General features: G+C 33.5%; 15 protein-coding genes. 10 read left to right on the top strand and 5 right to left on the bottom strand.

All coding sequences use genetic code 11. The features are described 5' to 3' along the window. Position 1: 1 nt before the first annotated feature. A complete protein-coding gene (locus tag ACJJVT_RS01980; protein WP_405396015.1) occupies positions 2–652 on the top strand; it encodes a hypothetical protein in 651 nt (216 codons plus the stop codon). Here ACJJVT_RS01980 and ACJJVT_RS01975 read toward each other — a convergent pair. Together ACJJVT_RS01975 and ACJJVT_RS01970 are read right to left on the bottom strand one after the other, a co-directional pair. Then, positions 649–1,455, bottom strand: coding sequence for a 1-acyl-sn-glycerol-3-phosphate acyltransferase (locus ACJJVT_RS01975; RefSeq protein ID WP_073245703.1), 807 nt, complete (start codon positions 1,453–1,455; stop codon positions 649–651). The two genes, ACJJVT_RS01980 and ACJJVT_RS01975, sit on opposite strands and share 4 nt — an antisense overlap. A gap of 26 nt (positions 1,456–1,481) precedes the next feature. Continuing rightward, the gene (locus tag ACJJVT_RS01970; RefSeq protein ID WP_282051127.1) at positions 1,482–2,123 is read right to left on the bottom strand and encodes a CoA pyrophosphatase; all 642 of its coding nucleotides are present in this window, start codon (positions 2,121–2,123) and stop codon (positions 1,482–1,484) included. Between ACJJVT_RS01970 and ACJJVT_RS01965 the strand changes: the two genes are divergently transcribed. Further along, positions 2,122–2,841 carry a peptidylprolyl isomerase gene (locus tag ACJJVT_RS01965; protein WP_405396013.1) on the top strand — a complete coding sequence of 240 codons (720 nt, stop codon included), beginning with the start codon at positions 2,122–2,124 and terminating at the stop codon, positions 2,839–2,841. The genes ACJJVT_RS01970 and ACJJVT_RS01965 overlap by 2 nt on opposite strands. 247 nt (positions 2,842–3,088) lie before the next feature. On the opposite strand, the gene ACJJVT_RS01960 is transcribed toward ACJJVT_RS01965, so the two are convergent. Beyond that, positions 3,089–3,700, bottom strand: a complete 612-nt coding sequence (locus tag ACJJVT_RS01960) for a trimeric intracellular cation channel family protein (RefSeq protein WP_405396012.1) — start codon at positions 3,698–3,700, stop codon at positions 3,089–3,091. A 3-nt stretch (positions 3,701–3,703) separates the two neighbouring features. Continuing rightward, positions 3,704–4,429 carry an RDD family protein gene (locus tag ACJJVT_RS01955; protein ID WP_405396010.1) on the bottom strand — a complete coding sequence of 242 codons (726 nt, stop codon included), beginning with the start codon at positions 4,427–4,429 and terminating at the stop codon, positions 3,704–3,706. 33 nt (positions 4,430–4,462) lie between these two features. On the opposite strand from ACJJVT_RS01955, the gene ACJJVT_RS01950 reads away from it, so the two are divergent. The 6 genes from ACJJVT_RS01950 to ACJJVT_RS01925 are packed head-to-tail and all read left to right on the top strand — an operon-like array spanning position 4,463 to position 10,625. Further along, positions 4,463–5,449 carry a stage II sporulation protein M gene (locus ACJJVT_RS01950; RefSeq protein WP_405396008.1) on the top strand — a complete coding sequence of 329 codons (987 nt, stop codon included), beginning with the start codon at positions 4,463–4,465 and terminating at the stop codon, positions 5,447–5,449. Next, positions 5,412–6,350, top strand: a complete 939-nt coding sequence (locus tag ACJJVT_RS01945) for a hypothetical protein (protein WP_405396006.1) — start codon at positions 5,412–5,414, stop codon at positions 6,348–6,350. Before ACJJVT_RS01950 ends, ACJJVT_RS01945 begins: the two co-directional genes overlap by 38 nt. A 1-nt stretch (position 6,351) precedes the next feature. Next, positions 6,352–7,074 carry a hypothetical protein gene (locus tag ACJJVT_RS01940; protein WP_405396004.1) on the top strand — a complete coding sequence of 241 codons (723 nt, stop codon included), beginning with the start codon at positions 6,352–6,354 and terminating at the stop codon, positions 7,072–7,074. Continuing rightward, positions 7,043–8,296: a DUF4350 domain-containing protein gene (locus ACJJVT_RS01935; RefSeq protein ID WP_405396002.1), complete on the top strand. Its 1,254-nt coding sequence runs from the start codon at positions 7,043–7,045 to the stop codon at positions 8,294–8,296. The genes ACJJVT_RS01940 and ACJJVT_RS01935 overlap by 32 nt, the downstream gene beginning before the upstream one ends. Beyond that, positions 8,286–9,284 (top strand): AAA family ATPase, encoded by a 999-nt coding sequence (locus ACJJVT_RS01930; protein WP_405396000.1) that lies wholly within the window; start codon positions 8,286–8,288, stop codon positions 9,282–9,284. The genes ACJJVT_RS01935 and ACJJVT_RS01930 overlap by 11 nt, the downstream gene beginning before the upstream one ends. Positions 9,285–9,290: 6 nt before the next feature. Further along, complete coding sequence (locus ACJJVT_RS01925) at positions 9,291–10,625, top strand: DUF58 domain-containing protein (RefSeq protein WP_405395999.1); 1,335 nt, start codon at positions 9,291–9,293, stop codon at positions 10,623–10,625. Between the two features lies 1 nt (position 10,626). Here the strand turns inward: ACJJVT_RS01925 and ACJJVT_RS01920 are convergent, their stop codons facing one another. Continuing rightward, positions 10,627–11,112, bottom strand: coding sequence for a hypothetical protein (locus ACJJVT_RS01920; protein WP_405395996.1), 486 nt, complete (start codon positions 11,110–11,112; stop codon positions 10,627–10,629). Positions 11,113–11,286: 174 nt separating this feature from the next. Between ACJJVT_RS01920 and ACJJVT_RS01915 the strand changes: the two genes are divergently transcribed. Together ACJJVT_RS01915 and ACJJVT_RS01910 are read left to right on the top strand one after the other, a co-directional pair. After that, positions 11,287–12,003, top strand: a complete 717-nt coding sequence (locus ACJJVT_RS01915; RefSeq protein ID WP_405395994.1) for a pirin family protein — start codon at positions 11,287–11,289, stop codon at positions 12,001–12,003. 209 nt (positions 12,004–12,212) lie between these two features. Continuing rightward, entirely contained in the window at positions 12,213–13,595 is a 1,383-nt protein-coding gene (locus tag ACJJVT_RS01910; RefSeq protein ID WP_405395992.1) for an ATP-binding protein, read from the top strand. Positions 13,596–13,650 lie beyond the last annotated feature (55 nt).

Here is a 13,650-nt window from a genome sequence, read left to right as displayed (position 1 = left end):
TATGACGGATGAACTGGAATTATTAAAGAAAGATTGGCAGAAGAAGGAATTTAATGTTCCGAAGCTGAGCTATGAAGATATTCACAAAATGATATGGAAGAAATCTTCTTCTATTGTCAAATGGATATTGATTATTAGTATTTTAGAATTTACCGTACCACAGCTATTATACTTTTTACCTTCTTTTCGTGACGGAATGGAAATTTATGAAAATATAGGTATTGCTAAATACTTAAAAATACTTTCGTTCTTAACCTATTTTGTAGCATTCTACTTTATATTCCAATTCTATAAAAGGTTTAAGGAAATCTCAGTTTTAGATAATTCTAAAAACTTAATGAAGAAAATAATAAAGACTAGAAAGACTGTTAAACATTATGTTATCTTTTCTTTATCTATGATTATGGTCACTATAATTATAATGATTATCGGGGTTTATTTGAATGACAATATAGTTTCAGCGTTCCCAGAATTAAAAGATAGTCTTGAAAACATATCTGCAGAAAAACTAAAGATAACCGTTATGCTTTCTATAGGAATCTTTGGTGTAATCTTAACTTTTGCAATGGCTGGAATTTACTTTCTACTGTACGGGCTATTACTTAGAAAATTAAAGAAGAACTACAGCGAATTAAAACATTTAGCAGTTTAAGAATTTCTCCACTTACGCTGCTTATTTTCCTCTTCTACAGCCATTAAATCTTTCTTAGAAATTACCTTTAAAAATGAAGGATGTTGTTCTATGGCGTATTCTAACTTTTCAATTATAGATTCAGAAGATTCATTCTCATAATCTATTTGTAATGGTTCTTTAATAACCATAGATTGAAGAATTCCTTTTTTCTTAACACGAAGTCCTTTCTTATCAAAAGAACGTCTAAATCCGTCAATTACTACTGGTACAACAACTGGTTTGTACTTTTTAATAATATGTGCAGTACCTTTTCTTAAAGGTTTCCACGGTGTTGTAGTCCCTTGAGGAAAAGTAATAACCCAACCATCGTTTAAAGCCAACCCAATGCTAGAGATATCGCTCATTTTTACTTGACGCTTTACATCTTTACCTTCAGAACGCCATGTTCTCTCTACACTTACAGAACCTGCATAGGCCATAATTTTGGTCAACAGACTTTTTCTCATAGTTTCTGCAGCCGCTACATAATACATGTTCAATTTCGGTTGCCAGATATAGCCTAAATTTTTTATAGAATCTTCTCGCCCACTTAAGCTAGCATTGAATACATGAAACATCGCCACTACATCTGCAAAGTAAGTTTGATGGTTACTTACAAATAGTACATTTCTATCTGGCAGGCTTCTAATAATATCAGAACCTTCAATTTCTAAGGTATTAAAACCCTTATAACGCTGATGCGAAAGCAAAGCTAAAATACGAATTAGCCATTTTTTAATGTATAAATTATGCCCGAAAGGGTTTTTGTCAAATAATCCCATAGAATGCTAAAATAAATAAATATGCCTTACAACACTTGCTTTAATAACTCTTTAATCTCATTCAACATCATTGCCGTAGCACCCCAAACAATATAACCGTTTAGTTTAAAGGCAGGTACTTCAATATCTACAGCATAAGAGGTTGTTATTTTTTTGGATACAATTTTTGATTCGTCTAAAAAATCAACAATTGGTACTTCTAGAATCAATTCTACTTCTGATTCTTGTTTTACAAAAGGTTTTGGTTCTTTATACAGCCCAATAAATGGCTGAACGATAAAATTACTTGGAGGAATAAAAATTTCTGAAATTTCTTTCACCAAGGTAACATCTTTGGGCTCTACCCCTACTTCTTCGTATGTTTCGCGTAATGCCGTAGTAAGCAAGCCGTCATCTGATTTTTCTACTTTACCGCCCGGAAAACCTACTTGATTTGAGTGTACACCTTTATATGTTTTTCTCAGAATCAACAATAGATTGGTATTTTGATTTACCGTTGGATAAAACAATGCCATAACTGCCGCTTTCCTCGGATTCTTCTTCGCCTGATTAATTCGCTGCAACTCTTCTATACGAATTTCTGGAGCCATTTTATGCTGTGAAGCTTCTCCCGGTAGCGGTAGATCCTTTATTTTTGATATTTGTTGTTCAAAAAAATTGAAATCCATGCGTTTACTTAAATTCTATATATTTCTTTCTATTGCAATTGTAGCATTTGCCGGCTGTAAAGATACTTCTAAGAAAGTTGATACGACAACTTCTACACCTCAGACAATTATAGACTCTACTAAAATTACAGAAAAAGAAATTATAAACGACGAGCAAGAAGAAGCTTTTGAACTTACCGAAGACAATGCCATTGATTTCTTTTTCAACTATGAAAAGACTTTAAAATCGAATAAGGTGAAAATTACCACCAATCTTGGCAGTTTTACCATAGAGCTATTTGAGAATGTACCTTATCACCGAGCGAACTTTATTTACCTTACTGAAAAGGGATATTTTGATTATACACAATTTCATAGAGTGGTGAAAAATTTTATTATTCAAGGCGGGAATTCAGATGACGAGAAAACTGGGAAGAAGAGAAATGACATCGGCAGATACCTATTACCACCAGATACTCGAAAAGGACATAAGCACCACAGAGGTACCGTTTCTATGCCTAGTAGCGAAATGGACAACCCACATATGCTCGCCAGCCCATTTGAATTTTTTATTGTAGTTACGGACCCTGGATCTTATCATTTAGATGATGAATACACTCCTTTCGGAAGAGTTATAGAAGGTATGGATGTCGTTGACAAAATTAACAACGTACCAGTTGAAAAAGGAGATTGGCCTTTGCAGAATATCTACATTGAAAAGGCGGAAATTTTAGAGTAGCTGTTGGCTGTTGGCTGTTGGCTGTTGGCTGTTGGCTGTTGGCTGTTGGCTGTTGGCTGTTGGCTGTTGGCTGTTAGCTGTTGGCTGTTGGCTGTTGGCTTTTGGCTGTTGGCTGTTGGCTGTGGGCTGTTGGCTTTTGGCTGTTGGCTGTTGGCTGTTGGCTGTTGGCTGTTGGCTGTTGGCTGTTGGCTGTTGGCTGTTGGCTGTTGGCTGTTAATATTTAGCTTCGCCAAATATTAAAAAAGCTTCACTTTTCTTCTCGATAAATATTTGGTAGTGAAATTTTAAAACGCACTGCTAGAACTCTCATGATAATGATAGTTACAATTGCCATGGAATAGGCTATAGTATTTTGTATCGGAAATTGTATTAAAAGAAAATAGACCAAGCCGCCTAAAATGCATACTGTTGCGTAAATCTCTTTTCTGAATATTACAGGAATTTCATTGCATAAAATATCTCGAATCACTCCGCCAAAACAAGCTGTTATTGTACCTAAGGCTATGCACATAACAGGCGGCAAATCTGCAGCTAGCCCTTTTTCGATACCCACCATAGTGTACAAACCAATACCAATGGTATCAAATAGAAAGAGTGATTTTCTTACGTATTTCAATTGCTTTACAAATATTATAGCTAATAAAACGGTAATCACTATTATAAGTAAATGCATGGGTGCATTCAACCATCCTACGGGTTTAATACCAATTAAGAGATCACGTAAAGTTCCGCCACCTACCGCTGTTACAAAGGCTATAATAAACACACCAAAAGCATCTAGTCTTTTATCCATCGCTACTAATACGCCTGATATGGCAAATGCAATGGTTCCTAAAATATCAATGATGAAATAAAACATTGGTTATAGCTTTTGAGTAAAATAATTATAATCTTTTAAGACCGTATCTAAATACTGCTTATCGTACAAATCTGAATTGGTCTGCAATATACTATCTACTTTATCTCTAAGCGCCTTCATCGTTTTAAAATCATTGCTTTTCTGAGCTATACTAAAGGTTTCTTTGATCAGCCTTACATCTTTATCGGTCAGTATGGTAACGTTCACAAATTTTGGCACATAGGTATCTTCCACTTCTTCTAAAATTGTATGAGAAACTTTAGTCTTGTTTTTTGTACTGATTACTACTGTACCCGCAGCTGCATCACCTAACCGTTGTCTTTTTTCAGAGAATAGAATGGTTAGAAGTCCAATAGACCCAAGAAAGATCCAGATATCGACCAAACGAAGCATCCAACGAATTAAATAATTACTCCAATTTACCGGTGAACCATCAACCGATACTACCCTCATTTTCATAATCATTTTACCTACAGTTCTACCATTGAAAATGATATGCATCAATAAACTATAAAACATTGCAGGTAAAGATATTAAGCCAACGATGCCTCTCTGCGTCCATCCGTCATTATAAATATAACCAATGGCATCACCGATTAAATCCACTAAAATATAATAGAGATATAATATAAATGCATCTATAAAAAATGCCACAATTCGTTCACCAATACTTACAATAGTATAATTAAGGTTCACATTTTGCGTTGTATTGATTTGGAGGTTATTCATTAAGTCTTAAATTTAACAATGTAAAAATAGTTTATGCGCGAAGCTGCTTTTGTGAAGCAAAATAAGGAAAAATGGATAGCATTTGAAAATGCTATAAACCTTGGTGCTACCTCAAACCCAGATGAACTTGCCAATGGCTACATTCAACTTACTAATGATTTAGCCTACGCGCAAACGTATTACGCAGAAAGTAAGACTTTATTGTATTTAAACGGATTAGCTTCGCAGGCACACCAAAAAATTTACAAGAATAAAAAGGAAAATAAAAACCGAATTCTTAGCTTTTGGCTTACTGAATTTCCACTTTTTTTTAAACAATATCACAGCACATTAGGCATTGCATTTTTAATATTTATCATAGCATCTGCCATTGGCTCATTATCTGCTTTGAACGATGCTACCTTTGTTCGTTTAATTTTAGGTGATGCCTATGTAAACGAAACCCTTAATAATATTGCCAACGGTGACCCTGCCGCTATTTACAAAGGTGGCAGTGAAATTGGCTCATTTTTAGGCATTACCATTAATAATATTAGAGTTGCATTTCTTGCCTTTGCATTTGGTGTAATTACCAGTATCGGTACTGGTTATATTCTTTTTAGCAATGGCGTTATGCTGGGCGCATTCATTACTTTCTTTTACACGAAAGGAGTTTTCTTTGAGGCAAACAAGCAAATATGGCTACATGGTACCATAGAAATTTCAGTAATCATCATTGCCGGCTGTGCTGGTTTGATTATGGGCAACAGCATACTATTTCCAAAAACATATTCTAGGCGGGTATCTTTTATGAAAGGTGCTAAAGACGGACTAAAAGTTGTGGTCAGTACGATTCCGTTTTTTATTATTGCCGGTTTTATTGAAGGTTTTATTACACGATATACCGGTATGCCCAATTGGCTGGCTTTTATAATAATTGGTGCTTCTTTATTCTTAATTATATTTTATTACATCGCATACCCGATCATACTTAATAACCAACATGAAAGACAATTACATACCGTTACGGGTAAACCGTGATTTTGGCGGAATAGTTTCCGTTTATTTCGACTTTTTTAAACAGAATATTAAAAACTTTACCAATGTTTTTATCAGTTATAATGGTGTTTTTTTAATAGGACTTTTAATCACTAGTTATTTATTGGTATCTGGTTTTTTAGGTATGATTGCGCAAGATTCTAGCAATAATTCGTTTGCAGGCGGTAACGAATTTGAGCAGGACTATTATATTTATTTAGGTGTCGGCGGATTTTTATTCGTTATAATTTTCTTAGGTGTTGCCTTCTTAAACTATTCACTTTCTACAAGCTATATGATAAAATATGTAGAAACTAGAGATGAAAATGTAGATAAAAAAGAAGTTTGGCAACTAGCCAAAAGCCAATTCGGAAATATCTTTGTATTTGTATTATTATTGATACCGATATACTTCATTTATTTTATTGCAGCTATTATTTTAAATATCATACCATTATTAGGTTTTATAGCACAGTACATTGTACAATTCGGTTTAACCGCATGGATAGGGGTCTCGTTTTTTGATATGCTTCAAAAGAAAAAAGGTGTTACCGAAGCATTAGGCGAAGGTTGGAAATTGGTAACCACTAATTTTTGGAAATCTGTAGGTGTCAACTTTATCTTGGGTCTTTTACTTGGTATCTTACTAATGATTGCATTAATAGTACCCGGCATTATTGTAGGTGTATATACCTTTCATGTCGTCGAAAACAATGTAGATTACTCGCACTCTATCGTTTCTACCATAGTGTATACCTTAGGCACTTGTATCGTATTAGTTATTGCGGTGTATGGCCAATGTCTTTCTCAATTTGTAAATGGCTTATTATATTATGCGTTACACGAAAAAACATATAACGAAAACACGAGAGCCACTATCGAACAAATAGGTCAAAACGATTAAGTTGAAGCATACTTTTCTAATCATATTCTTTCAGTTTTTAGCGCTATGCTCATTTGCACAGGGCACGAACGATAGTATCATAAAAATTGATTCTTCGTCTGTATTGACTTTAAGAACTATTGACGATGATCTTTCTAAAAAATATTCGGGCGATGAGTTTAACTATACTTTTAAAACAGGTGAATCTCAAAACCTACTGGCTAGATTTATCAATTGGGTCGGTCGAGGAATGGGAAATATCTTTGGTATTAGTATATCGCCACAGTTATTAAAAATCATTGAATATATTATTTACTTTTTGCTGGTAATTTTAGCGGTATACCTCATCGTTAAATTTCTTATCAATGAAAATTTCAATTCGCTTTTTCAGAAAAAAGCGAAAATTATCAACGATATCAACTTAACAGAAGAGCATATAGAAGGTATTGACATCAACAATCTTCTCAGTATTGCTTTAGAACAAAAAGATTACAGACTTGCCATACGTTATCAGTTTCTGCTCACATTACAAAAGCTATCTAAAAGCGATATTATAGAATGGCATTTCGATAAAACAAATTCAGACTATTTCAATGAAATTGAGCAACTAGACATAAAAAAAGGATTTAAGAAAGTAGCCTACCTATATGATTATATCTGGTATGGCGAACAGACTATAGATGACATGAAATACAAAAAATCGGTTTCAGATTTTGAATCCATCAACAAACAAATTCAATCATAATTTGGGTAAGCGTTCTAAAATAATACTTGGACTTTTGATTGCGGTGCTAATTGGTATCATCGTAACTGAAATAGTACGCCCGAGACCCATAAATTGGAGACCTTCATACACGTCTGTATCTAAAATTCCGTTTGGTTGTTTTGTCCTTTTTAGTGAATTGCCCAACATATTTTCGAATAACGAAATTAAGTCTGTAGAAAATAGCATGTATGATGTTCTAATTCAACGAGACAGCACAATACCATCTAATTATTTGATCATCAACGATTTTGTTTATTTAGATGAACAAGAAACAAACCAGGTTTTAAAGTATGTAGCCAATGGCAATCAAGTTTTTATAGCCAGTAGCAATCTTACAGGGCAATTAGCCGATACGTTAAATATTGAAATTACACAGCAATATGATATACAAGAAGACTCGGTCAGAGCTTCTTTCTCCAATCAAAATTTTAAACAAGAACATTTCTACTTTGAAAGAGGAGTAGATCCTTCATATTTTGTTAGTGTTGATACAGCAAACACAGAAATACTCGGACACATACAATTCAAAACTTCTTCATTTTTAGAGGATAATAAGAATGAAATTAAAGTGAGACCCAATTTTATAAAGACAACTTTTGGTGAAGGAAGTTTCATTATTAACACCTTGCCCGTCGCATATACTAACTATTACATATTGGGTGATAATAGGGACTACAGCACACAGAGTTTTTCGTATTTAAATAATCATCTTTTATATTGGGATGACTATAAAAAATCTGGCAGAAAAGTTATCACCTCGCCTATGCGATTCATATTAAATCAACCCGCATTAAAATGGAGTTACTACTTACTTGTTGTTGGGTTACTACTTTTTGTAATCTTTAAAGCCAAAAGAGAACAGCGAATTATCCCTATTATAAAACCTTTAGAAAACTCTTCTGTAGAATTTGCAAAAACTGTTGGATCTCTCTACTATCAACATAGAGATTATGCTAATTTGAACGATAAAAAAATCACCTATTTTTTAACCTACGTTAGAAATAGATATTATGTAAACACCACTGTTCTAGATGAAAACTTCATTACCCAATTAAGTGCTAAAGCAGGAAAATCTAGAGAAGAAACAAAAACTCTAATAGACCTCATACTTAGTCTAAAAAATAAACCTATACATACTGAACAAGACTCATTAGCCTTGGTTCAGAAAATAAATACATTTAAACAATCTTATGGAAGATAACACACAAGATGAAAACAACGTAGAATTTAATTCGCGCATAGATCTTACCAAACTGCAGGAATCTGTAGCTAAGGTAAAATCTGAATTAGGAAAAGTAATTATCGGTCAGCAAGAAATGATCGAATTATTGATAGTTTCTATTCTAGCGAATGGTCATTCTCTTATTGAAGGTGTACCAGGTGTAGCAAAAACAGTGACCGCAAAACTCTTGGCAAAAACAATGAACGTAGATTTCAGTAGAATTCAATTTACGCCAGATCTAATGCCCAGCGATATTTTGGGAACGTCTATATTCAACGTAAAGACTTCAGAATTTGAATTCAAGAAGGGACCTATATTCTCAAATATTATTTTAATTGATGAAATAAACCGTGCGCCTGCAAAAACTCAAGCTGCTCTTTTTGAAGCTATGGCAGAACGACAAATAACCATAGATGGAAATGAATTTGAAATGCAACCTCCTTTTTTGGTTTTTGCCACTCAAAACCCGATTGAACAAGAAGGCACGTATCGATTGCCAGAAGCTCAACTAGACCGTTTTCTTTTTAAAATAAATGTACACTACCCTACTTTAGAAGAAGAAATACAGATTTTAGAAAACAAGCATCAACAGAAAAATACTAATGTTGAGGCCTTGATAGATTCTGTTCTTTCTGCCGAACAAATTTCTGCTTATCAATTGGTGATAAAAGATATTATCGTCGAAGATAATTTATTGAAATACATTGCCGCTATCGTAAACAATACTAGAAGTAATGCCAATTTATACTTAGGTGCATCACCAAGAGCTTCTATTGCAATTTTAGATGCCTCTAAAGCTGTTGCTGCTATTAACGGCAGGGATTTTATTACTCCTGATGACATAAAGAAGGTAGTGGGTCCTATTTTAGGTCATAGAATTATATTAACGCCAGAACGAGAAATGGAAGGCTACACCTCAGAAAAAATGATAAGTGACCTTATTCAAACCATCGAAATTCCTAGATAAATAATTGTGAAAAAGGTCTTCAAAAATATATTTCTTCAAAAAAGATTCTTTCTGGTATTAACAGGCATCATCTTGTGCTTTTTAGTATCCTATATTTTTGAAAATATCTCATTTATTGCCAAACTTCTATTCTATCTGTTTTTAGCGTTAATACTTGTAGATATTATTCTTTTATTTTTATCAAAAGGAAACATAATTGCTGACAGAATAGTGCCTGACAAACTTTCTAATGGTGATGAAAACAATATCAAAATACAAGTTACTAATCAATACTTATTTTCAAGCCGGGTAAACATTATAGACGAACTTCCTTTTCAATTTCAAAAACGTGATTTTAATTTTAGTAGCAGCTTAAAATCTGGAGAGCAAAAATTTTATACATATAATGTAAGACCTGTTGAACGCGGAGTTTACAGTTTCGGTAATCTAAATATATTCGCTACATCGCCTATCGGCTTTCTAGCTAAAAAATATACATATGACCAGGATAAGGAAGTACCTGTTTATCCGTCGTTTTTACAACTACGTAAATATGACCTATTAGCATTTAGTAATCGCTTACTAGAATTCGGAATTAAAAAAATTCGCCGTATTGGTCATACGATGGAGTTCGAGCAAATTAAAGATTACATACAGGGCGATGATATTCGAAATATAAATTGGAAGGCGACAGCTAAAAGAGGTCAGTTGATGGTCAACCAATTTCAAGATGAAAAGTCACAACCTATTTATTCTATCATCGACAAAGGCAGGGTAATGAAAATGCCATTTAACTCACTTAGCTTGCTCGATTATGCCATTAACGCAACATTAATCATAAGCAGTATTGCCCTTAAAAAAAATGATAAAGCGGGTATGTTCGCTTTTAGTAACAAGTTAGAAAATAGGGTAGTTGCAGAACGCAGAAGTTCTCAAATGAACCTTATTCTTGAAACACTTTATAACCTGAATACTAATTTTGTTGAGAGTGATTTTAGTAGACTTTATATTGATGTAAAAAGAAATTTACCACAGCGAAGTCTGTTACTATTATATACAAATTTTGAAACTTTAGACGCATTACATCGCCAATTACCCTATTTGCAAGCGATAGCTAAACAACATTTATTGGTAGTCATTTTCTTTGAAAACACAGAGCTTGTTGCTTACGCGAAAGAAAAACCCAACAGTACTCTTGAGATTTACGAGCAGGCTATTGCAGAGAAATTTATCTATGAGAAACAATTTGTAGTTAATGAACTTAGAAAGTATGGTATACAGACTATTTTAACCAAACCAGAAGATTTGACTATTAATACCATTAATAAGTATTTAGAAATAAAAGCGAAAGGACTTCTATAAATTACCGAAGAAGGTATGCTGCCTGCAGTTCTGAGTTAATATCGCCTGTTCCATTTTCTACGAATACGGGTAATTGTATTTCATTGGTGTGGTCTATTTGCGCAACTAGGCAACCACAACTTTTACCACTGCCATTTCTTCTTCTTGTATTACTTGTCAATACATCTAATGCCATACCAGCTAAAACACCACCTAATGTAGTATACAAGACGTCTCTAGTCTCCCATTCATATCCTTTTGATTGATCATAAATACCTTCTTTTGCAAGACCTACAACCAAGCTACTGCCAACAGCACCAGCCCATTTCCATCCTTTTTGACCGTTTGATATTCTATCAGCTGCATAACCTCCAGCTACACCAATAACAACTCCGGCGCCAATATGCTTTGCTGCATTTCCTGGATCTTGTGCGCTCAAATTAGTGCTTATAATAAATGTAAAAAATAGAATAATAAATTTCATCTTTGGAGAATAGGGAATTTTCATTTCTATAACGCACTTTAGTAAATAAAATTATACTCCTATTTTATTGAATTAAAGAGTTACACTATCAAATTAAATCTTAGTTTTATGCTGCTATTACTGTTATTTACAAGGCATAGCAGTGTAAATTTTAGTTATAAATTACGACCAATATGATATCAAAAAAAAATTAATAAAATGAAAACTATTTTACATAAATCTGATACCAGAGGTCATGCTGACCATGGTTGGCTAAATTCTTATCATAGCTTTAGTTTTGCAAACTACCACAATGCCGAACGAATGAATTTCGGAGTTTTAAGGGTGCTTAATGACGATACCGTTGCAGGTGGTCGCGGATTTGGGACTCATCCCCATAGAAATATGGAAATCATCTCTATTCCGTTAGAAGGCGACCTTCAGCATATGGACGATATGGGAAACTCAACAGTCATTAAAGCTGGTGATGTTCAAGTGATGAGTGCAGGCACTGGTGTTTCGCATAGCGAGCACAACAAAAATAAAGACGCAGAGGTTAAGTTCTTACAGATATGGATTATTCCGAACGAGCAAAGTGTTACTCCGCGTTACGATCAAATCTCGATAAAAGATATTGCAACGAAAAATAGTTTGTATCAAGTACTTTCACCTAACGCCGATGATGCGGGAGTATGGATTCACCAAAATGCATGGTTTCACCTTGGAGATTACGACTCTGAAACAACTGAGTCATATACTTTAAAACAAAAAGGAAACGGAGTTTACATATTTGTTCTTGAAGGAGAAGTTGAAATTGAAAACCAAAAATTAAGCAAACGTGACGGATTTGGACTTTGGGACACAGATACTTTTGATTTTAAAACTAATGGTAAATCGAAAATATTAGTGATGGAAGTACCTATGAATGTTGAATAGTAATAACATTTAAAAGCAAAATAAGTATTAAAAAACACCAATTAATGGTGTTTTTTAAGTTTTAAATACCACTACTTTCTTATATTTAATTAAAATATGATTCCGTTATCAACTCCCCCGAAATTCTTCATATTTTTCATTTCGAGCTAGTGAATAGAAACACGCTCATTTGACCTTCAAAAAGTTAAAGCATTTTAAACTCGTATAGTTTGTCTAAACAAAACAATACATCAATTAATAAAGCATTAAAAAGTAGAAACTTTTTAGATGAATTTGGTTTAATAACCATCATATCATCAGTTTTTACATTTGCTGTGTTTATTTACACGCTCATTTTTCATTCTTACACAGAGCAGTTGCTTGCCTTTATTGTAGCTCTAGGCTTTGGTATTGGTTTTATTTTAAATCGCTTAAAATATCACAAGGCAACAAGAATCTACATGACTTTGTTCCCTCCTGTTATGTTTATGAGCCTTATATTTTTAATAGGTGGTTTTTTCGGTCAAGCTGTGGCCTTTGCCACTATGGGGTTTTTGGCATATATAGGTTATCGTAGAAACCCTAGGCTAAGAAATCTAATTATCGCTTTTGATATTCTAGCATTTGTAGTACCTACCATTTATGTTTCTATGTACGAACCTATTTTAGGAACTATAGACGTTCCTTTTGATGAAGTTTTTGCATTCTTAGCCTGCTTAGGTTGGCTTTCTTTAACCTTTAGAATGTATGATGAAAATAAAACAAGAACTTACACCACCGAACTAGAGAATCATATTACTGCTCTGAAAAAAAGCGAATTAAATCTCAAAAATGCTCAAAACGACCTAAGAAGTCAAAACAACAAATTAGCGGTTTTGAACAATGAACTTGAATTAAAAAATACGCATATTGAAGAATTTACTTTTATAGTAACTCACGATTTAAGAGGTCCCCTAAACAATATTAATGTCATTGCCACAGAACTTGAAAAACAACATTCAGATGCTAACTATGCGAATTTTAGTAACTACCTAAAGCATTTACAAGGCAGCTCTACTAGGCTTACAAATTTAGTGGAAGGTCTTTTGAAATATGCTGAAATCGGGAATTCTAGCGGAATGGAATCTGTAAATATCGCCGAAGTTGCACAGTTAGTTATTGATGATTTATCAGAAAGTATAAAAGAAACTAAAGCCACTTTGAATATTGGCGAAATGCCAACCTTAATTGCTAGACCTAGTGATATTAGAATGCTTTTTCAAAATTTAATTCATAATGCACTAAAATTTAAAACTAATGATGGGCAGCCGGTTATAAATATCTCCTCAGAAAAAAAGGAAAATGAATATTTGTTTATCGTCTCAGATAACGGCATTGGAATTCCAAAAGAACATCAAGAAAATATATTTAAAGCTTTTCATAAACTTCATAATCAATCTAAATTCGAAGGATCTGGTATCGGACTCTACGGAAGTAAAAAAATAGTAGACCACCATTTAGGTAAAATATGGGTCGAATCTGAAGAAAATGTAGGCAGTACCTTTTATTTTACCATCAACACAAATTCTTTAGAACATCATAAAACTGAAGAGCATAGCGTAAGTCTCAATTAAATATAACACTGTGAAAAATGAATTTACTTTGAAATATTATTTTTATTGAGAGCAT

The organism is Maribacter sp. Asnod2-G09 (assembly GCF_045063795.1).
GTDB lineage: Bacteria > Bacteroidota > Bacteroidia > Flavobacteriales > Flavobacteriaceae > Maribacter.
This window is presented reverse-complemented; position numbering and strand designations above follow the sequence as displayed.